Genomic DNA, 17,648 nt, shown 5'->3' on the forward strand with positions numbered 1-17,648 from the left:
ACTGAGGAAAAGTCATGGCTGGAAAACAGCTCGTAGCAGTGACAGGAGCCAGTTCTGGTATCGGCGAGGCGGTCGCCAAGGCGTTTTCGCGCGCCGGCCACCCTGTTCTGATGATGGCCCGCCGTCTGGAGCGCATGGAGGCGCTCAACCTGCCCGACAGCATGGCCCGGCAGGTCGATGTCCGCGACCGCTCCGCGATCGCAGCCGCCGTGAAGGAGGCGGAAGCCGAGTACGGACCGGTCGACATGCTGTTTGCCAATGCCGGCATAGCGCGGCTCGCCGACATAGGCCGCCAGCCGCCCGAGGAATGGGACGAGATGATCGACATCAACACCAAAGGCGTGCTGAATTCGGTCCACGCCGTGATGTCGGGCATGATGGAGCGCCGTCATGGAACGCTGTTCATGATGAGTTCGATCGCCGGCCGAAAAGTCTATCCGGATCATACGGTCTACTGCGGGACGAAATTCTTCGTTCACGCCGTGTCGGAATCGCTGCGCGACTATCTTTCCGACTATGACGTCCGTGTCGTCGTGCTTTCGCCCGGGGTGATCGAAACCGAGGTTCTGAGCGGTGTCCTCGATCCGCAGACGCTCGCCAACTACAAGGCCAACAAGCTCAAGATCGGCGGCGGCATCGGGCCGGAGCACGTCGCTGACCTCATGCTGCACACCTACCAGATGCCACAAAACGCTCTCGTGCAGGAAATCGTCATCACGCCGACCAGGCAGAAATACTGACGACCCTGATCCGGGCGTCTGGAGACAGAGAATGGCCACCGTAGAATATAAGAACATCGCCAAGAATTTCGGCCATGTCGAGGTGATGAAGGACATCTCCTTCGGCATTGCCGACCGCGAATTCGTCGTGCTTCTCGGGCCGTCGGGCTGCGGCAAGACCACGCTCCTGCGCATGACAGCCGGGCTCGAGCGGGTGACCAACGGTGACCTTTTGATCGGCGACAGGCGGGTCAATGACGTTCACCCGCGCGATCGCGACATCGCGATGGTGTTCCAGAATTACGCGCTCTATCCGACAATGAAGGTGTTCGACAATATCGGCTTCAGCCTGGAAGTGGCGAAAGTGCCAAAGGCGGAGATCAGGAAGAAGGTCGAATGGGCGGCGGAAATCCTGAATCTCACGCCCTATCTCGGGCGCTATCCCAAGGAACTGTCGGGTGGCCAGCGCCAGCGCGTCGCCATGGGCCGCGCCATGGTGCGCAATGCCGCCGTCTTCCTTTTCGACGAGCCGCTCTCCAATCTCGACGCCAAGCTGCGCACGCATATGCGCGTGGAAATCCGCCAACTCCATAATCGTCTCGGCACGACCACGATCTACGTCACCCACGACCAGATCGAGGCGATGACGATGGCCGACAAGATCGTGCTGATGCACGCCGGCAGGATCATGCAGATCGGCACGCCCGACGAGGTCTACGAGCGCCCGAACTCGAAATATGTCGCTGATTTCATCGGCTCGCCGTCGATGAACTTTATCGCCGGCGCTGTCGAGACCGCAGGCGGCAGTCCTCGCTTCGTCGCCGAAGGCGTGTCGATCGGCCTGTCACCGCAGATCAAGGCAAAACCAGGCCAAAAGGTCATCATGGGCGTGCGGCCACACGATCTCGGCATTTCGGATACGGGTGAGATCAAGGGCGAGGTCGTGCTGTCCGAAACGACCGGCGCGGATGTTCAGATTCATTTGCGCGTGGCCGGATACGACGCCGTCGCCGTGGTGCCGCGTGACGAGCGCCGCAACGCCGGCGCCGCGATCAACCTTTCGGTGCTGCCGGGCAAGGTGCACCTCTTCGATGCAGCCACGGAACTGCGTGTCGCCTGAGATTAGCGATGACGGCGTCGATGTGGCCTCGGCAGCACGCGCTGCCTCAGCCCTTTAGGCTGAGATAATCAGCCAAAGCCACTGCGTTGTTGTGCAACTCGTCCTGGGCGCCGTAGAGCAGCGTCACCCGGCCGTTGTCGAGCAGGGCGCGCAACTGGCCGACCGCCTCGCTGTTCCTGTCGAGCTCGCCGCGATAGCGCTTCTGGAATTCCATCCAGCGCGTCGGCTCGTGGCCGAACCATTTGCGCAGTTCATCGCTTGGCGCGACGGTCTTCAGCCACAGTGTCAGCGCGGCGTCTTCCTTGCGGACGCCGCGCGGCCATACGCGGTCTATGAGCACCCGCTGCCCATCGCCAGGCGAGGGCGGCTCGTAGATGCGTTTGACCCTGATATCGAGTTTCATTGCCAACTCCGGGGTTGGCCGCCATGTCGTCTTGCGGGCCATGTCGTCTTGCTGGCCATGACGGCTTGCTGGCGGCTGCTTACGCCCATTCGCCCTTGCGCATCACCGGCACGCGGCTGCCGTCCTTGCCGACGCCGTCGATGTCGACCTTGTCCGAACCGATCATCCAGTCGATATGGATGAAGCTCTTGTTGCCGCCGCGCGCCGCGATCTCGTCCTGAGTGAGCGAGGCGCCGTCGACAAAGCACTTCGAATAGCACTGGCCGAGCGCGATATGGCAGGCGGCATTCTCGTCGAACAGCGTGTTGAAGAACAGCAGGCCGCTCGCCGCGATCGGCGAGGAATGCGGCACCAGGGCGACCTCGCCGAGCCGGCGTGCGCCTTCATCGGTGTCGAGCACTTTTTTCAGCACATCCTCGCCGCGGCTGGCCCTGGCCTCGACGATGCGTCCCTGCTCGAAACGCACCGCAATGCCGTCGATCAGCGTGCCCTGGTACGACAGCGGCTTGGTGCTCGTAACATGGCCTTCGACGCGCCTTGCATGCGGCGTGGTGAAAACCTCCTCGGTCGGGATGTTCGGGTTGCAGGTGATGCCGTTCTTGGCGGTCGAGGCGCCGCCCATCCATTCATGGCCGTCGGCCAGGCCGACGATCAGGTCGGTGCCAGGTCCGGTGAAATGCAGCGCATGGAAATTATGGCCGTTCAGCCATTCGGTGCGGCTGCGAAGCGCCGCATTGTGCGCCTTCCAGTTGCCGATCGGGTCGTCCACATCGACCCGTGAGGCGGCAAAGATCGCGTCGGCGAGCTTCGCCACCGCGACGTCGTCGCTATCGCCCGGAAACACCTGCCTGGCCCAGGCCAGGTCGGGATAGGCGACGATGTTCCAGTTGATGTCGAAGCCGGTGATCTTTTCCAGTGCCGGCTGGTAGGCGATCGAGTTCGCCTTGTTGGCGCGCGCCACTTTCGCCGGATCCTGCGCCGACAGCAGCGACGGATCCTCGCCGCGCACGGCCAGCCGCGCCGCATTGTTGGCGAAGGCCTTCGCCATGCCCTCATAGAGCCAGCCGGCGGCGTGGTCGAAGCCGGCGTCAGCGCCATGGCGAAAACGTGCCAGCGTCATCTCGTCGTCGTTGAAGATCGGCGTCACCAGGCCGGCGCCGGCCTTGTAGGCTTGCTCGACGATCCGTCGCGTCAAAGGCAGCGCTGCGATCGAGGATGTCAGCACCAGGTCCTGCCCCGGTTGCAATTGCAGCCCGACCTTGATGGCGACTTCTGCCAGCCTGTCGAGCTTCACCGGGTCGATCGTTGCGGCAACGTCGCGCGAATGTGTGGTCATGATCCTGCCTGTCGCGATGTGGGAGTCTGGTTCTTACATAGACCGGTGCCATCGGTCTTTCCACCGTGATCGACCGGGGCCTGCTCAGGCCGCGCCGGCGAGCGCGCCGAACTGCGCCATCGTCGCCTCGATCTCCTCGCGGATCCAGATCTCGAAATCGCGCAGCTTGCGGCTCTCGCTCTTCCTGGCCGAGGTCACCAGCCAGTAGCCCAGCCCGCTCTCGGCGCGGACGCCGAACGGCGCGACCAGCCGGCCGTCGGCGAGAGCGTCAGCCGTCAGCAATTGCCAGCCGAGCATGACGCCGTGGCCGGCGATTGCCGATTCCAGGCACAGCATCGGGTCGGTGAAGCGCGCGCCCTTGAGAAAGGTGACCGGCTTCACCCCGGCCGCCTCGAACCAGCTTTCCCAGCTGATCATCGCTCTTTCGTCGGTGATCGCGCAGGTCGAGGCAAGATCTTCGATCGATTTCAGTTTGTCGGCGATCGCCGGGGCGCAGACCGGGAAGACTTCCTGCGCCAGCAGCAGTTGCGCGCGCACGCCCGGCCATTTGCCGTCGCCAAGCCGGATGGCGATGTCGATGTCCGAGCGATCGAGATCGGCAATCCGCACCGAGGCGTCGATGCGCAAAAGCACATTCGGATGCCGGGCGAAATGACGTGACAGTCGAGGCAGCAGCCACTTCGAGGCAAAGGCCGGCGCGACCGAGACCACCAGCGTGCATTCGGAGGCCTCGTCGGCGAGCGCCACGGCTTGGGCGAGCTCGCGGAAACCTGCCCCGAGCCGGGCGGTGAAGACGGTGCCGAATTCGGTCGGTACCAGACCGCTTGCCGTTCGTTCGAACAGCGCCTGGCCAAGTTGCGCTTCCGTCCGCTTGACCTGCTGGCTGACGGCACTGGCGGACACGTTGAGTTCGCTCGCCGCAGCCGAAAGCGATCCCAGGCGGGCGACGGTTTCCACGGCGCGCAGGCCGTTGAGGTGGACGCGGTTCAGCATGGCCATACAGTTTTTCTAAACCGGCACGGTTGAAATCTCAATTGAAATTCAGGGTAGGACGGCAAATTTTAAGGAACAAGCAGACCTGTGGAGGAAAATACGATGAAGATTTTGTCACTGCTCGGGGTCTTTTCCACTGCCGGCGCGCGGCAAGGCCGGTCGCATGAAAGCGAGGCCACCCGATGGGCCACCGATCCGCTGTCGCATCCTGTGCTCGACACCATGTCGGAGCGCGAACTCGGCGACCTGCCGTTCTGGATGACAGCCCGGCGCACGGCCTACGAGACCGGCACCGGCCAGGCTGGCTGCGGCTGAAGATGCGAGTAAAGGTCGGAGCGGGCTCGGTTCCTTTCAGGGACAAATCGCAAGCCTTGGAGATTGGCTGAACCATCCCTCTCTTCGTCATGACGAAGCCATGTTGTTCTGCGGGCCAATCGCAAACGTCGGATATTGGTCGGCTGGAAGCTGCTCGTCCGCCGCTGCAACTCGTTCTGGCCCAACAAGAAGCGGATTGATTCACCCGCTCGTGCACCTATTGTGCACCGCAATGAAAGCCGCTTCGCCGTCCCCTTTGCGCCTCGCCTTCGCCGGCATGATTGCCCTGGCCGTTGCCATGGGCATCGGCCGCTTCGTCTATACGCCGATCCTGCCCGGCATGATGGAGGAACTTGGCCTGTCGCCGGCCGATGCCGGCTGGATCGCGTCCGCCAACTATCTCGGCTATCTCGTTGGCGCGCTCGCAGCCGTCGGCGGCTGGGCGCACGGTCGCGAGCGACTGCTGATGCTTGCCGGTCTTGCCGCCACCGCAGTCCTCACCGGGCTGATGGGCCTGGCCGACACGATGGCGGGCTTTCTCGTCATCCGCTTTCTTGCCGGTGTGGCCAGCGCCTTCGTCCTTGTGTTCATGTCCAGCATCGTTTTCGGCCATCTCGCCGCGGTCGGCCGAAACGACCTGCAGGCGCTGCATTTCGGCGGCGTCGGCCTTGGCATAGCAGCGTCCTCGGCGCTGATGGCAATACTCGTCACAGGACAGGCCGGCTGGCCGGCGGGCTGGTTCTGGTCCGCCGCGATCTCGGCCTGCGCCATTGCCGTCGTGGCCTTGCTGCTCGGCAGCACTGCGACCGCCAACGGCGCCGATGGCCGCGAACCGGCGCTACCAAAGGACCGGTCACTGGTGAAGGTCATAGTCGCCTACGGGCTGTTCGGCTTCGGCTACATCGTGACGGCGACGTTCCTGGTCGCCATCGTCCGACAGGGCGGCGGCGGCCGCGTCTTCGAGGCCGTGGTGTGGATGGTCACCGGCCTTGCCGGAATTCCCTCGGTCTGGCTTTGGCAGAAGATCGCAGCAAAGATCGGGCTCTACCGGGCTTATGCCTGGGGGTGCCTCGTCGAGGTGGTCGGGGTCAGCGCGAGCGTCACCATGGGCGGACACGTTGGGCCGCTGCTCGGCGGGTTTCTGCTTGGCGGCACCTTCATCGCCATCACCGCGCTCGGCCTTCAGACCGGAAGGCAGCTTGCCCCGCAAGCGCCACGCCGGATCCTGGCATCGATGACGGCGTCCTTCGGCCTCGGCCAGATCATCGGTCCGATCGTCGCCGGCTTGCTTGCGCAAGCCTCCGGCGACTTCTTCCTCGCATCGATCGTGGCCGCCGCGGTGCTGCTGGTCTCTGGCGCGGTCATCTGGTCGGCTGCGCCAAAATCGCCATGATTGTGGTCTTGCTCGGTGCCGGGCATCACGCACCGGCCATTTTCATTCCGATCGATGTGTGACCTTATGCCCGCTGAACAGCAACGCCGCTGATTTGCGCATCGACCGAGGATTTCCTAACAGTGTTCGTATCCTTCTTCCCGCAGCCGAAGTTGTTTTTCACTTCGGCCGTCGCCTGGAGCCTTCTGCTCGTCCTCCTGTGGTTTTTCGGCGGCGAGCACCTTGGCACGATGCTCGGCATGCCGCCGGTCGACCCGCAGGCAGCACCAGTCATCAGCCCGATAAGATTCCTGACGCCGGCATTCCTCTGGTTTTACGGATATTTCTTCGCCGGCATGGGCGTATTCTACCTTTTCTGGGCGCTGTATTCCCCGCATCGCTGGCAGAACTGGTCGATCCTTGGCTCTGGTTTGATTATTTTCGTCACCAATTTCATCGTGCAGATCAGCGTGGCGCTCAATGACTGGCGCGGCATGTTTTACGATATGGTGCAGAAGGCGCTGACCACGCCGGGCTCCGTTTCCCCTGCCGAGCTTTACTACGGAGTATGGCAGTTTCTGTCCTTGGCCCTGGTCTATATGAGCATCGCCGTTCTGAACGTCTTTTTCGTCAGGCACTATGTGTTTCGCTGGCGCACCGCGATGAACGATTATTTTACCGCTTACTGGCCGAGGCTGCGCCATATCGAAGGGGCGTCGCAGCGCGTTCAGGACGACACGATGCGCTTCTCCGGCACAATGCAGGGGCTCGGCGTGAACTTCATCGACTCCATCATGACCCTGATTGCATTCCTGCCCTTGCTGGCCTCCCTTTCTCTCCATGTCTCAACGCTCCCAATCGTCGGAGCAATCCCTTATCCGCTGGTCATTGCGGCGATCGCCTGGTCGCTGTTTGGCACCGGCTTGTTGGCAGTCGTCGGCGTCAGGCTGCCCGGGTTGGAATTTCGCAATCAGCGGGTTGAAGCCGCGCTGCGCAAGGAACTTGTCCTCGGCGAGGACGATACGGCACGAGCGCAGCCACCAACTCTGGCCGAGCTTTTCAGAAATGTTCGCAAGAACTATTTCACTCTCTACGCACACTATGTCTATTTCGACATGGTCCGCTATCTATACCTTCAAGTCGACAACGTATTCGCTACGCTTATTCTTGTTCCGACCTTGGCGATCGGCAAGATAACATTTGGCGTTTTCCAGCAGATTGTTACCGCCTTTTCACAAGTCGCCACTTCGTTCCAATATCTCGTGAATTCCTGGCCGACCATCGTCGAGCTGATATCCATCTACAAGCGCCTGCGCGCCTTCGAGGCGACACTTGAAGGGGCGCCGCTGCCGGAAATCGACCAGGCCTATCTGGAGCGAGAGCGAGCCGGCTTGCGGCCTGAGGATCAGCCGGTAAGTTAAGAGTGACGGGGCGGCGAGCGCTTTCGGTTCAGCCGCCCACCGACGCCCACTTTTGCCGGCGTTGGCGCGAAACATAGTCGCGATAGCTGATGCACTCGACATCGGGCCTGGTGCAGACCTCGCCGGCAAAGCGCTCGAGCGCCTTCCAGTAGGCGCCGTCATTCATCAGTGTGAAATGGAAGCCGAGTTCCAGCGGAATGCGTTTGCCCTGATATTGCGCGTCGAAGGCGGCGCGAAAGGCGTCATGGGTCCGGTTGGCGAATTCGTCCGCCTGGCTCGGCCGCTCGAAGCCGCCGGAATGCCTGACATAGAGATTGTAGTCCATCGCGATCACCGGCCTTGTGTCAGGACCTTCCGGAATCTTCGGCAATGAGAAGCGCGTGATGCCGTCGCTGGTCGGTGGCCGGGCAGGGCCGCGCGACACACCGCTCGCGTCGAACCAATAGCCCGCCCTTGGCAGCGCCTCGTAGAGCGCCTTGTTTGCCGACAGATAGGGTGCGCGAAAGCCAACCGCCTTACGTGCAATTTCGCGCCAGCCTGCGGGTTCGGAGGTAATAGCGTTGATCGAATAGGCATTTTCGAGAATGCGCTTGAACGAACCGAACTCGCTCAGCCAGTCGGCCTTGTTCCAGTCCTTGCCGTCGAAATGGCCGCAAGCGTGGCTGCCGATGTCATGGCCTTCCGAGGCGGCAAGGTTTATCTGCTCGAGCCGGTCAGCGATTTCATGTTTCGAGGCGGCGAAGCCGATATTGGATTTGCCTGATGTCTTGCCGGGCGCCGTGTATTGCTCGCGCGTCTCCGGCGAGAGCAGGAAGACGCAGGACACGAAGTAGGTGAAATGGGCGCCGGTGCGCTGGGCCAGCGCCCGGCTGCGCTTCCATTGCAAAATATCGCGGGCGCTGTCGAACGAGATGAGGACGGCCTGCTTCGGCTTTGCCGGCGCTGGCGGGTCGGCGACAGCAGCGCCCGCCGCAGCAAGCGACGCGATCGAAAACGCAACAGCGCGGGACAAACGAGGCATCAGTGTCTGATCTGGATTTTGAGGAGGGTTCGCGCACCGGCTATCGGCGAAATGTGGCGTGGGTGCGGTCGCCCTTTGCAGTCATCCTTTACATCGTCGTCCGGCGATTAGCCGATTTTCCGGTCGAACCCCTTCCATGCCGGCAAAATTTCGCTAAAACGCGGGCTACCGCATCGGCCTGAAGTGCAGAATTGATTTTTTTTCAGGAAACACGATGCGCAAATTCAAAGTGTTAGAGCGTACTTTCCATGGACGCACGTCGCTCTAAACCGCCTTGAGGCGGGCAGGATGGTTTTGAGATGTCGGACGACAGTTTTATCCGCGAAGTCAACGAAGAGATGCGTCGCGATCAGGCGCATGCGCTGTGGGACCGTTTTGGCCCTGCCTTGCTTGCGCTCGCGATACTGGTGGTGGTCGGCACCGCCGCCTTCGTCGGCTATCGCTATTGGGACGAGACCCGCGCCAATCGCTCGGGCGACGCCTTCTCGCAGGCGCTGAAGCTTGCCAATGAGGGCAAGAGCGACGAAGCGCTGGCGGCCCTCGATGCGCTGGAAAAAGATGGCTACGGCGCTTATCCGCTGCTCGCCCGCATGCGGGCGGCAACCGTCAAGGCGGATAAGGGCGATGCCGCCGCCGCCGTCAAGGACTTCGACGAGGTCGCCGCCGATACGGACATTCCATCAGGCCTTCGCGATATGGCGCGCCTCAGGGCAGCGCTGCTGCTCGTCGACCACGGTTCGTTCGCCGATGTCTCGAGCCGTGTCGAGACGCTCACCGCCGATACCAATCCGCTGCGCCATACCGCGCGCGAGGCGCTCGGCCTTGCCGCCTGGAAGGAAGGTAAGGCAACGGACGCACTGAAACTGTTCGACCAGATCGCCTCGGATGACAGCGCCCCGCGCAACGCGCGCGAGCGGGCGACGTTGATGTCCGAGTTGATCCGTGGGTCGGGCAATGTGTCGTGACGGATGACGTTCAAAGTCGCCATCATCGGCCGGCCTAACGTCGGCAAATCGACCCTTTTCAATCGTCTGGTGGGAAGGAAGCTGGCGCTTGTCGACGACACGCCGGGCGTCACCCGCGACCGTCGCGTCCATGCCGCCAAGCTCTACGATCTGCATTTCGACGTTATCGACACCGCCGGCTTCGAGGATGCTGCTGCTTCGACGCTGCCGGGCCGCATGCGCGCCCAGACCGAGATCGCCATCCGCGAAGCCGACCTGATCTTTTTCACCATCGACGCCAAGTCCGGGCTGATGCCTGACGACAAGACTTTCGCCGAAATCGTGCGCAAGTCCGGCAAGCCGGTTGTCGTGGTCGCCAACAAGGCCGAAGCGCGCGGCGCCCAGGGCGGCATGCTGGAGGCTTGGGAACTCGGCCTTGGCGAGCCGATCCCGGTCTCGGCCGAACACGGCCAGGGCCTGCCCGATTTGCGCGATGCGGTGATATCAGCTCTGGGCGAGGCGCGCGCCTTCGGCGAAGAAGAAGATGCCGACGAGGAGGTCGCCGCCAGCGAGGTGCTGATCGGCGAGGACATCACCGATCCGGACGCCGAGCCGAGCTATGACGATACCAAACCGATGCGCATCGCCGTCGTCGGCCGTCCGAACGCCGGCAAATCGACGCTGATCAACGCGCTGATCGGCGAGGAGCGGCTCCTGACCGGGCCGGAAGCCGGCATCACCCGCGATTCCATCTCCGTCGACTGGGACTGGCATGGCCGCCGTCTCAAACTATTCGACACCGCCGGCATGCGCCGCAAGGCCCGGATCCACGAAAAGCTGGAAGTCATGTCGGTGCAGGACGGCCTGCGCGCCATCCGCTTTGCCGAGATCGTCATCATCGTGCTCGACGCCACCATTCCCTTCGAGAAGCAGGATCTGCAGATCGCCGACCTGATCATCCGCGAGGGCCGCGCGCCGGTGATCGCCTTCAACAAATGGGATATGATCGACCACCCGCAGGAACTCTTGGCGGAACTGCGCGAGAAGACCGAGCGGCTGTTGCCGCAGGCGCGCGGCATGCAGGCGGTGCCGGTCTCGGCCGAGACCGGGCGCGGCCTCGACAAGTTGATGGATGCCGTCATCAGGACGCACAGAGTGTGGAACAGCCGCGTCTCGACCGGCAAGCTCAACCGCTGGCTGGAAGGCATCCTGGCGCACCATCCGCCGCCTGCCGTCGCCGGTCGCCGGCTGAAGATCAAATATGTCACCCAGGCCAAGACGCGGCCGCCAGGCTTCGTCGTGTCCTGCTCGCGGCCGGACGCGATGCCGCAATCCTATGTCCGCTACCTCTCCAACAGCCTGCGCGAAGCCTTCGACATGCCCGGCGTGCCGATCCGCATCGCCTTGCGCACCTCGGAAAATCCGTTCGCCGGCAAGGCGAAGAAACGCCGCTGAGCGCCGCGTCTTTTGGGCGCCAGCGTCAGCCACGACGCGCTAATGGGCGGTGTAAGCTCCGTCGACCAGATGGTAGCTCCCGGTGATAAAGCTGGCCTGATCGGACAACAGGAAGCACACAAGAGCCGCTACCTCTTCCGGTTTGCCGCGCCTGCCCATCGGTTGAAGGGCTGCCATGCGCCTGGTATTGGCTAATGCCTCCGCTTGCTCCGATAGAAGAGGCGTTTCGATCCAGCCGGGGCCGACGACATTGATCCGGATGCCCATCCTCGCATATTCAATCGCAGCAACCTTGGTCAGCCCAACGACCCCGTGTTTCGCTGCCGTGTATGCGGACGCAGTCGGCAAGCCGACGGAACCGAGAATTGAGGACATGTTCACGATGGCGCCTCCGCCTCGATCCAGCATGGCGGCGATTTCGTACTTCATGCTGTAGAAAACGCCATTCAGATTGACGTTCATCAGCCTGTGCCAGTTGTCGAGCGGATAGTCTGCCGTCGCTTTTCGAACGCCGTCGATGCCGGCATTGTTTACCGCCATATCCAGTCCGCCGCATTTCTGGACAGTGAACTCGATCAGCTTTTCGACGGCTGCCGCATCCGTGACATCGACCGCAAAATCGTGGGCCCTGCCTCCTTGCGCGCTTATTTCGGCAGCCATGCAGCGCGCGGCCTCGGCATCAAGGTCGGCGACAACAATTTCGGCTCCTTCTTGCGCGAGTTGCCGTGACACAGCCGCTCCTATTCCGGAGCCTGCGCCGGTCACAATCGCGACTTTACCATGGAAGTCAGGCTTCATCGTCTCTGTCCTATGCCCATTGTGGCCTAACCGAACAGAGGCGGACGGTTATCGCAAGAAGTTTCGCTCCAATTCGCTCGTCAATCCTGTGAATTCATTTTGCCACCCCACAGCGAGACTTGGCCCGCAGGCCTTGCAATGGTAGAGACGAGGAAGGGCGGTAGATTGACCAGTTTCCTAGCAGGTAGAAATGGAAGAACACAACATTGCGCGCCGGGGGCTCGTGCTGGGAAGTCTGGCTCTGATGCTCTCCGGGTGTACGTCGACGTTACAGCAGGTGACGGAACCGATTTCATCCGCGTTCGGACCAAGGAATGGCCTCAATCCTCGTTTCCGACGGAAGCAAGTGCGGTACGACGGAAACGAGCCGCCTGGAACGATCGTCGTCGATACTTCGCAACGTTTTCTCTATGCCGTCGAGGGCGACGGGTGGGCGACGCGCTACGGCGTCGGCGTCGGCGAGCAGGGGCTTTCGTTCAAGGGTACAGCGACCGTCGCCCGCAAGGCGGACTGGCCGTCGTGGACACCCACCACCAACATGATGAGGCGCAAGCCTCGCCTGGTGAAATATGCAGGCGGGGTCCCTGGTGGACCAAACAACCCGCTTGGTGCGCGTGCCCTTTATCTCTATCGCAACGGGCGCGACACCTACTTCCGGATACATGGTACAAACGAGCCATGGACGATAGGCACAGCGGTATCGAACGGGTGCATCCGTTTGACAAATGACGACATCATCGACCTCTACGAACGGACTCCTTTGGGCACGACGGTGGTGGTGGTTTGATGGTGGGCAGGCCTGATCTCCGTTGCATGGTGAGACCTGCCGGCACGTCACCGCAAGGATTTCGGCTGCAACCGAATGCCGACTGTGTCATTTCTGCACTAGGCTTTGGTGTAGATCGCAGCTAACTTGGTTGGGCTGCATGTAATTTTTTATTTGTGGCGATTCTATAGGCTGTTCCGCCCCTGGGGAAAGGATTGCTTGATGAACAGAATGTTGATTGTAATGGTTGCTACCCTCGCCGTTACCAGCCTGAGCGGCTGCGCGAACGGGATCGGTAAAGGAAAGGGGAAGGCTCCTCCGCCGGAACCCGTTGCCGTAGAAGAGCCAGTGATTAAGTAAGCATCGGCTTTCGAAGATTTTGGGAAGGGCCGCCAGGCCCTTCCCTATCGATATGCAGGGGCCACCGGATTCGCAGCCTACCTGCGGTTAACGGGCATAGGCTGGCAGCAGGTCTGCGGTCCTCGGAGTTCTGGATGAGATGACGCTTGTAAGTGGCCGTTCAGCAATTGTGGCCCTGCTCGCGCTAGTCGCGGCGTCATGCCAGTCGCAAGACAACAAACCCCAGCCGACTTTTGTGTCCAATAATCGGGCACTGAGTACCGCGGCGATGCCGGCGCGCGCGGCCCAACGGCATTTCATCGAGTTCCGCTCCCGGTACGCCCTTACCTACGGCCATTCCTATGTGATTTTTGGACGATTGAACCAGGCGGGACGGATGGTCAACCCCGAAGTCGCGGGGCTCGCTCCGAAGTCCGATGATCCCAATGTCTATGTTCTCGGCCATTTGGCGCCTGTGCCAGCCACGACCGGGTGGACGGACGGCGACCTGGAAGATGCCTACCGGTCGGCAAGCTGGCGCGTTTTACTTACCGAAGCCGAATATAGGAAAGTCGTCGCGAGCATACGAAAGCTGCAGGCCAGCTCTCCACTTTGGCACGCCTCGCTCTACAACTGCAACGCATTCGTAGCGGACATCGCCAAATCGATGGGGTATAAGACCCCCGGTACCTGGCTCCGGCCGCAACAATTCATAACCAACCTTCGGGAGATGAACGGCGGTTGAAATGCGATTGGCAAACCGCTTTCGCCTCATTCGCCCGGTCAACTCCGAAAGGAGCGCGCTCTGAATGTCTATCGGTCGACATTTCGGACGCTGGCATCGTTGCGACGGTCTATCGTGGTCCCAGATCGAGAAAAGGCTCCGGTGACCTGAAGTGACCATTTCTGTAGCTTCACTTGGCGAGATCATATGGGTGATCGGCCTGGTTGCCTGGTACGTGATCCGATACCCCTTCGAGCGCCGGGCAAGGCGCGTGCGAATTGTAGCTGGCGGCCGCTCAAGTTCCGACACCGTCGGGCTTGCATCGGCTCTCCTTGGCCTGGCGATCCTGCCTGGCTTCTATGTCGCCACCGGCATCCCCGCAGCGGCTGACCATCCGTCCAGCGTGTGGTCGGTGGCGCTCGGAACCATCATCTTCTGCTCCGCGCTGTGGATTTTTCGCATGTCCCACAAGGAACTTGGCCGTAACTGGTCGATCACGCTCGAGATTCGCGAACGGCACGAACTGGTTAGCGCCGGGCCGTACGCCTTGGTCCGTCACCCGATGTACACCTCGTTCCTGCTTATGGGGCTCGGCCAGCTCTTTCTGCTGCCGAACTGGGTTGCGGGCATATCCGGCTTGATTGGTTTCGCCGTGCTTTTCCTGCTGAGAGTGGATAAGGAAGAGCGTATGATGCTGGAGACTTTAGGCTTGCAATACCGTGCCTATATGGAAAGGACCAAGCGAATAATCCCTTATCTTTATTAGAGGTCGTTTGATGCGAGGCCGAGCCCTCAAGCTTTCGGCGCCCCGGCGCCTTGTTGGCGATCTGATGAGGTTTTCGATCGGCGTGCCACGGGTCGCGGTGCAGCGTCAGATGAACCTCGGCCCACTTGTAAGGGCTAGAATGGCGCAGCAGACCCGGCTCTCGTGGACCGCGATCTTCCTGAAAGGATATGCGCTTCTCGCCATCGAGATGCCGGAACTGCGGCGCGCCTATGTCAAGTTGCCCTGGCCGCAGCTTTACGAGTATCCGGCAAGCGTAGCCTCGATTGCCCACGAGCGCGAATATGAAGGCGAGCCGGCCGTTCTGCTGAGCTGCATCAAGTGCCCGGAGCGCTACTCCATCACGCAACTTGAGGCGGCCATCCACGCGGCTCGGTCACGGCCGGTCCTCGAGGTCCCGGAGTTCCGGCGTGCCTTGCGCATGGCAGCTGTGCCCGCGCCGGTCAGGTGGCTGCTTATGTGGCTGGGGTTGAACATCGCCCGGCAAAGGGCAAATTACTTCGGTACCTTCCAACTGTCCGTCTATTCTGGTCTCGGCGCGGAATCACTCAACCCGCTGACACCATTGACCACGCTTCTGAACTACGGTCCGATCGGCAACGACGGATCGGTGAATGTCCGCATCCACTACGATCACCGGGTCATGGATGGAGCGAACGTCGCACGAGCACTGGAGCGATTCGAAAAGATCCTGAACGGCACTGTCGCCAATGAAGTGGTGCTGCTCGGTCAGGATGTTGTCGCTCCCGCAATACGAAGGAACGCGACGTGATTTCGCACCATGAATTGCGGCCGGCCGTCGTCGTGATTGGCGGCTCGGGTGGAATTGGCCGGGCAATTGCAGGCGTCGCTGCACGGGAGCGCGGCGCGATCGTGCTGGTTGCCCGCTCGCCCGAGGGCTTGGCCGCCGCGGCGTCTGAGGTTCGGCAGGCGGGTGGCGAGGCATTCACGCTCGAATTGGATCTCGTGGCAGGCGACGCGCCAACGCGCCTGGAGGGCTTTCTGTCCGCACATGGCCTGGTCTGCGATGTCCTGGTCAACAGCGCCGGCTATGGCTTGCGCGGCGCGACGACGGCGCTGCCTGTTGATGGTCAACTCGGCATCATCGATCTCAACATACATTCCCTCACAGAACTGACCCTCCATTTTCTGCCCGGAATGGTGGCGCGCCGACGGGGCGGGGTGCTCAATCTCAGTTCCGTGGCCGGGTTCCTCCCCGGGCCTTATATGGCTCTGTACTTCGCCAGCAAAGGTTTCGTGCGCTTCTTCTCAGAGGCGCTTCACCAGGAGGTGCGCCGAACCGGTGTGACGGTCACATGCGTGGCGCCTGGCCCGGTGTCGACGGAGTTTCTCGCAAGGTCAGGCGCCAATCAGACGGTGCTCTTCAACGTCTTGCCCAAGGTGGATGCGCAGTATGTGGCCGAACGGGCGTGGCGAGGGTTCAAATCGGGTCGTCGCTTGGTCGTGCCGGGAATCTCGGCCAAGTTGGTGGCCCTTGCGGCGACGCTCCTGCCTTCCGCAGCGATGCTGCCCCTGGTCGGCCGGCTGCAACGCAGCGGCAATGATCAATGTCCTTGCGGTTCAGGGTTGAAGTTCAAGAAATGCTGCGGTGCCCGCCAGATCCAGCTGCGCCGGGGCCCTCGGGGAATTACCCCCTGAACTGACCGGACCAGCACGCCACGGAAAAACCTCATTGAAGCAAGAGACCGCTCGCCGATGGCGGGCCGTTAAGCATGTACGTGGCATAGCCGTTAAGCATGTTGATGGCATGGAGGAGGCTCCTGCATCTCTCAACAGCGCTCTGCGGAGCAGTTATTGCGACCGTTGCAGCCGTTCTCCAACAACGCCTTTGAAATGATTGCCGCTGTCGAGTTCCGTTAACGCCCCATCAAGGTTAATGCATCATCGTGCCTCTCCAGTGGGGTCCGTTGCGTTTCTGGAGAGTTCCGTGCATCGACGTGTTTTGAAGCGGCTTGTCGCTTTCGCCGGTGAGAAAAGACGTTCCTTTCTGTCTCCTCTGGTCATTGGACTTGGCATCTGGGTCGGCTTTCCCAATGTCATCGCCTATCAGGACATGACGAGCCTGGTCTCCGGCCTCAAGGGGCCGAGCGCCCGCTGGAACGCCTATGTCGAGAAGTCCGTCGCCGGCTCGGTCCATGCCGCCGAAATGCCTTTCCTCGATTCGGATGCCACCGGCTCGATCTCGGGTTCCGGCGTCCGCTTGCCCGGGATCGGCGCCGTATCGTTTCGCGGCAAGGGCAGCGTGGCCGGCACGACGCCCGACGAGGACCGCATCATGCGCGCCGACAAGAAGGGCCGCATCATCATCGTCTCGCCGGTCGCGCCGCCGAAGAATTTTAACGCCGGCTCGGTGTTTGAGCGCTCCTCCTCACTGCCTCGCCCGAGCATGGACAGCGGCCTGAAAATGGCTTTCGCCAGGCCCGAGATCAAAGGCAAGGAGATCCAGATTGCCGCCGCGTTTCATAGGCGCGTCGACAAGAAGCCGGATCCCGGCGTGCCGGCCATGCTGGCCGCACTGGTCAACAACGACCGACCCGACGTCCTGGCGACCGCCTACGCAGCGGCCGCGCCTGACTATGCCCAGGCTTCGCCCTTCGAGGCCTTGCTTCAGGACGAGAAGCCGAACGATGGCCGCTTCATTCCGCCGGTGGCCAAGGGCGATCATTCGTGGATGCAAACTCCGCTGCCGGCGAGCGTCTTCTCCAAAGCGGAACAGACTTGCCTCGCCAACGGCATCTATTTCGAGGCGCGCGGGGAATCGGTGCGCGGCCAGGCCGCCGTCGCCCAGGTCATCCTCAATCGCGTTCGCAATCCGGCCTATCCGAACTCGATCTGCGGCGTCGTCTATCAGAACGACAAATGGTTCAACCGTTGCCAGTTTTCCTTCGCTTGCGACGGCAGGAAGAAGCGCATCCAGAGTCCCGCCCACTACAAGACCGCGCAGGACATCGCCATGGCGGTCACTGCCGGCAAGATCTTCATCCCGGAAGTCGGATCGTCGACCCATTACTACGCCAACTACGTCAACCCGGGTTGGGCGCGGACGATGAAAAAAATGACCAGGATCGGCCTGCACATCTTCTATCGCACTTATGGCGGCGGCTGGAGCTGAGCGCT

At 61.8% G+C, this 17,648-nt stretch carries 19 protein-coding genes; 14 read left to right on the forward strand and 5 right to left on the reverse strand.

What is annotated here, in order from left to right; all coding sequences use genetic code 11:
* The first annotated feature begins 14 nt into the window (after nt 1–14).
* Both AC0L2B_RS26405 and AC0L2B_RS26410 read left to right on the forward strand, forming a co-directional pair.
* Nucleotides 15–740 carry an SDR family oxidoreductase gene (locus AC0L2B_RS26405; RefSeq protein ID WP_473747406.1) on the forward strand — a complete coding sequence of 242 codons (726 nt, stop codon included), beginning with the start codon at nt 15–17 and terminating at the stop codon, nt 738–740.
* Nucleotides 741–771: 31 nt separating this feature from the next.
* A complete protein-coding gene (locus AC0L2B_RS26410; RefSeq protein WP_128171998.1) occupies nt 772–1,839 on the forward strand; it encodes an ABC transporter ATP-binding protein in 1,068 nt (355 codons plus the stop codon).
* A 46-nt stretch (nt 1,840–1,885) separates the two neighbouring features.
* Here the strand turns inward: AC0L2B_RS26410 and AC0L2B_RS26415 are convergent, their stop codons facing one another.
* The 3 genes from AC0L2B_RS26415 to AC0L2B_RS26425 all read right to left on the reverse strand — a co-directional run bounded on the left by AC0L2B_RS26415 (nt 1,886) and on the right by AC0L2B_RS26425 (nt 4,577).
* Nucleotides 1,886–2,242 carry a DUF488 domain-containing protein gene (locus AC0L2B_RS26415; RefSeq protein WP_473747407.1) on the reverse strand — a complete coding sequence of 119 codons (357 nt, stop codon included), beginning with the start codon at nt 2,240–2,242 and terminating at the stop codon, nt 1,886–1,888.
* 79 nt (nt 2,243–2,321) lie between these two features.
* On the reverse strand, nt 2,322–3,578 hold the full coding sequence (locus AC0L2B_RS26420) for an aminopeptidase (protein ID WP_473747408.1): 1,257 nt from the start codon (nt 3,576–3,578) through the stop codon (nt 2,322–2,324).
* 84 nt (nt 3,579–3,662) lie between these two features.
* Complete coding sequence (locus tag AC0L2B_RS26425; protein ID WP_473747409.1) at nt 3,663–4,577, reverse strand: LysR substrate-binding domain-containing protein; 915 nt, start codon at nt 4,575–4,577, stop codon at nt 3,663–3,665.
* Nucleotides 4,578–4,673: 96 nt separating this feature from the next.
* On the opposite strand from AC0L2B_RS26425, the gene AC0L2B_RS26430 reads away from it, so the two are divergent.
* The 3 genes from AC0L2B_RS26430 (at nt 4,674) to sbmA (ending at nt 7,679) form a co-directional block, all read left to right on the forward strand.
* The gene (locus tag AC0L2B_RS26430; RefSeq protein WP_473747410.1) at nt 4,674–4,886 is read left to right on the forward strand and encodes a hypothetical protein; all 213 of its coding nucleotides are present in this window, start codon (nt 4,674–4,676) and stop codon (nt 4,884–4,886) included.
* Nucleotides 4,887–5,118: 232 nt separating this feature from the next.
* On the forward strand, nt 5,119–6,279 hold the full coding sequence (locus AC0L2B_RS26435; RefSeq protein WP_473747411.1) for a YbfB/YjiJ family MFS transporter: 1,161 nt from the start codon (nt 5,119–5,121) through the stop codon (nt 6,277–6,279).
* 122 nt (nt 6,280–6,401) lie between these two features.
* A complete protein-coding gene (gene sbmA / locus AC0L2B_RS26440) occupies nt 6,402–7,679 on the forward strand; it encodes a peptide antibiotic transporter SbmA (protein ID WP_023799410.1) in 1,278 nt (425 codons plus the stop codon).
* 28 nt (nt 7,680–7,707) lie between these two features.
* Here sbmA and AC0L2B_RS26445 read toward each other — a convergent pair whose 3' ends face one another.
* A complete protein-coding gene (locus tag AC0L2B_RS26445) occupies nt 7,708–8,700 on the reverse strand; it encodes a polysaccharide deacetylase family protein (RefSeq protein WP_473747413.1) in 993 nt (330 codons plus the stop codon).
* A 299-nt stretch (nt 8,701–8,999) separates the two neighbouring features.
* Between AC0L2B_RS26445 and AC0L2B_RS26450 the strand changes: the two genes are divergently transcribed.
* Complete coding sequence (locus tag AC0L2B_RS26450) at nt 9,000–9,665, forward strand: tetratricopeptide repeat protein (protein ID WP_473747414.1); 666 nt, start codon at nt 9,000–9,002, stop codon at nt 9,663–9,665.
* Between the two features lie 3 nt (nt 9,666–9,668).
* Nucleotides 9,669–11,099: a ribosome biogenesis GTPase Der gene (der, locus tag AC0L2B_RS26455; protein WP_473747415.1), complete on the forward strand. Its 1,431-nt coding sequence runs from the start codon at nt 9,669–9,671 to the stop codon at nt 11,097–11,099.
* 39 nt (nt 11,100–11,138) lie between these two features.
* Here the strand turns inward: der and AC0L2B_RS26460 are convergent, their stop codons facing one another.
* Nucleotides 11,139–11,897, reverse strand: a complete 759-nt coding sequence (locus AC0L2B_RS26460; protein ID WP_023799406.1) for an SDR family NAD(P)-dependent oxidoreductase — start codon at nt 11,895–11,897, stop codon at nt 11,139–11,141.
* A 190-nt stretch (nt 11,898–12,087) separates the two neighbouring features.
* Here AC0L2B_RS26460 and AC0L2B_RS26465 point away from each other — a divergent pair, with 190 nt between their 5' ends.
* The 7 genes from AC0L2B_RS26465 to AC0L2B_RS26495 all read left to right on the forward strand — a co-directional run bounded on the left by AC0L2B_RS26465 (nt 12,088) and on the right by AC0L2B_RS26495 (nt 17,643).
* Nucleotides 12,088–12,684: a L,D-transpeptidase gene (locus AC0L2B_RS26465; protein ID WP_023799405.1), complete on the forward strand. Its 597-nt coding sequence runs from the start codon at nt 12,088–12,090 to the stop codon at nt 12,682–12,684.
* A 201-nt stretch (nt 12,685–12,885) separates the two neighbouring features.
* Nucleotides 12,886–13,023, forward strand: coding sequence for an ABC transporter (locus AC0L2B_RS26470; RefSeq protein WP_091596207.1), 138 nt, complete (start codon nt 12,886–12,888; stop codon nt 13,021–13,023).
* 139 nt (nt 13,024–13,162) lie between these two features.
* Complete coding sequence (locus AC0L2B_RS26475; RefSeq protein ID WP_473514743.1) at nt 13,163–13,747, forward strand: hypothetical protein; 585 nt, start codon at nt 13,163–13,165, stop codon at nt 13,745–13,747.
* Nucleotides 13,748–13,904: 157 nt separating this feature from the next.
* Complete coding sequence (locus tag AC0L2B_RS26480) at nt 13,905–14,492, forward strand: protein-S-isoprenylcysteine O-methyltransferase (protein ID WP_473508962.1); 588 nt, start codon at nt 13,905–13,907, stop codon at nt 14,490–14,492.
* Nucleotides 14,493–14,502: 10 nt separating this feature from the next.
* Nucleotides 14,503–15,282 carry a hypothetical protein gene (locus tag AC0L2B_RS26485; protein WP_473747416.1) on the forward strand — a complete coding sequence of 260 codons (780 nt, stop codon included), beginning with the start codon at nt 14,503–14,505 and terminating at the stop codon, nt 15,280–15,282.
* On the forward strand, nt 15,279–16,169 hold the full coding sequence (locus tag AC0L2B_RS26490) for an SDR family NAD(P)-dependent oxidoreductase (RefSeq protein WP_473747417.1): 891 nt from the start codon (nt 15,279–15,281) through the stop codon (nt 16,167–16,169). The genes AC0L2B_RS26485 and AC0L2B_RS26490 overlap by 4 nt, the downstream gene beginning before the upstream one ends.
* A 289-nt stretch (nt 16,170–16,458) precedes the next feature.
* Entirely contained in the window at nt 16,459–17,643 is a 1,185-nt protein-coding gene (locus tag AC0L2B_RS26495) for a cell wall hydrolase (RefSeq protein ID WP_473747418.1), read from the forward strand.
* Nucleotides 17,644–17,648 lie beyond the last annotated feature (5 nt).

The organism is Mesorhizobium sp. WSM4815, assembly GCF_055811575.1.

Coding starts and splice junctions, on each gene's coding strand:
- AC0L2B_RS26405 (WP_473747406.1), top strand. CDS start 15: ATGGCTGGAAAACAGCTCGTAGCAGTGACAGGAGCCAGTTCTGGTATC.
- AC0L2B_RS26410 (WP_128171998.1), top strand. CDS start 772: ATGGCCACCGTAGAATATAAGAACATCGCCAAGAATTTCGGCCATGTC.
- AC0L2B_RS26415 (WP_473747407.1), bottom strand. CDS start 2,242: ATGAAACTCGATATCAGGGTCAAACGCATCTACGAGCCGCCCTCGCCT.
- AC0L2B_RS26420 (WP_473747408.1), bottom strand. CDS start 3,578: ATGACCACACATTCGCGCGACGTTGCCGCAACGATCGACCCGGTGAAG.
- AC0L2B_RS26425 (WP_473747409.1), bottom strand. CDS start 4,577: ATGGCCATGCTGAACCGCGTCCACCTCAACGGCCTGCGCGCCGTGGAA.
- AC0L2B_RS26430 (WP_473747410.1), top strand. CDS start 4,674: ATGAAGATTTTGTCACTGCTCGGGGTCTTTTCCACTGCCGGCGCGCGG.
- AC0L2B_RS26435 (WP_473747411.1), top strand. CDS start 5,119: ATGAAAGCCGCTTCGCCGTCCCCTTTGCGCCTCGCCTTCGCCGGCATG.
- AC0L2B_RS26445 (WP_473747413.1), bottom strand. CDS start 8,700: ATGCCTCGTTTGTCCCGCGCTGTTGCGTTTTCGATCGCGTCGCTTGCT.
- AC0L2B_RS26450 (WP_473747414.1), top strand. CDS start 9,000: ATGTCGGACGACAGTTTTATCCGCGAAGTCAACGAAGAGATGCGTCGC.
- der (WP_473747415.1), top strand. CDS start 9,669: ATGACGTTCAAAGTCGCCATCATCGGCCGGCCTAACGTCGGCAAATCG.
- AC0L2B_RS26460 (WP_023799406.1), bottom strand. CDS start 11,897: ATGAAGCCTGACTTCCATGGTAAAGTCGCGATTGTGACCGGCGCAGGC.
- AC0L2B_RS26465 (WP_023799405.1), top strand. CDS start 12,088: ATGGAAGAACACAACATTGCGCGCCGGGGGCTCGTGCTGGGAAGTCTG.
- AC0L2B_RS26470 (WP_091596207.1), top strand. CDS start 12,886: ATGAACAGAATGTTGATTGTAATGGTTGCTACCCTCGCCGTTACCAGC.
- AC0L2B_RS26475 (WP_473514743.1), top strand. CDS start 13,163: ATGACGCTTGTAAGTGGCCGTTCAGCAATTGTGGCCCTGCTCGCGCTA.
- AC0L2B_RS26485 (WP_473747416.1), top strand. CDS start 14,503: ATGCGAGGCCGAGCCCTCAAGCTTTCGGCGCCCCGGCGCCTTGTTGGC.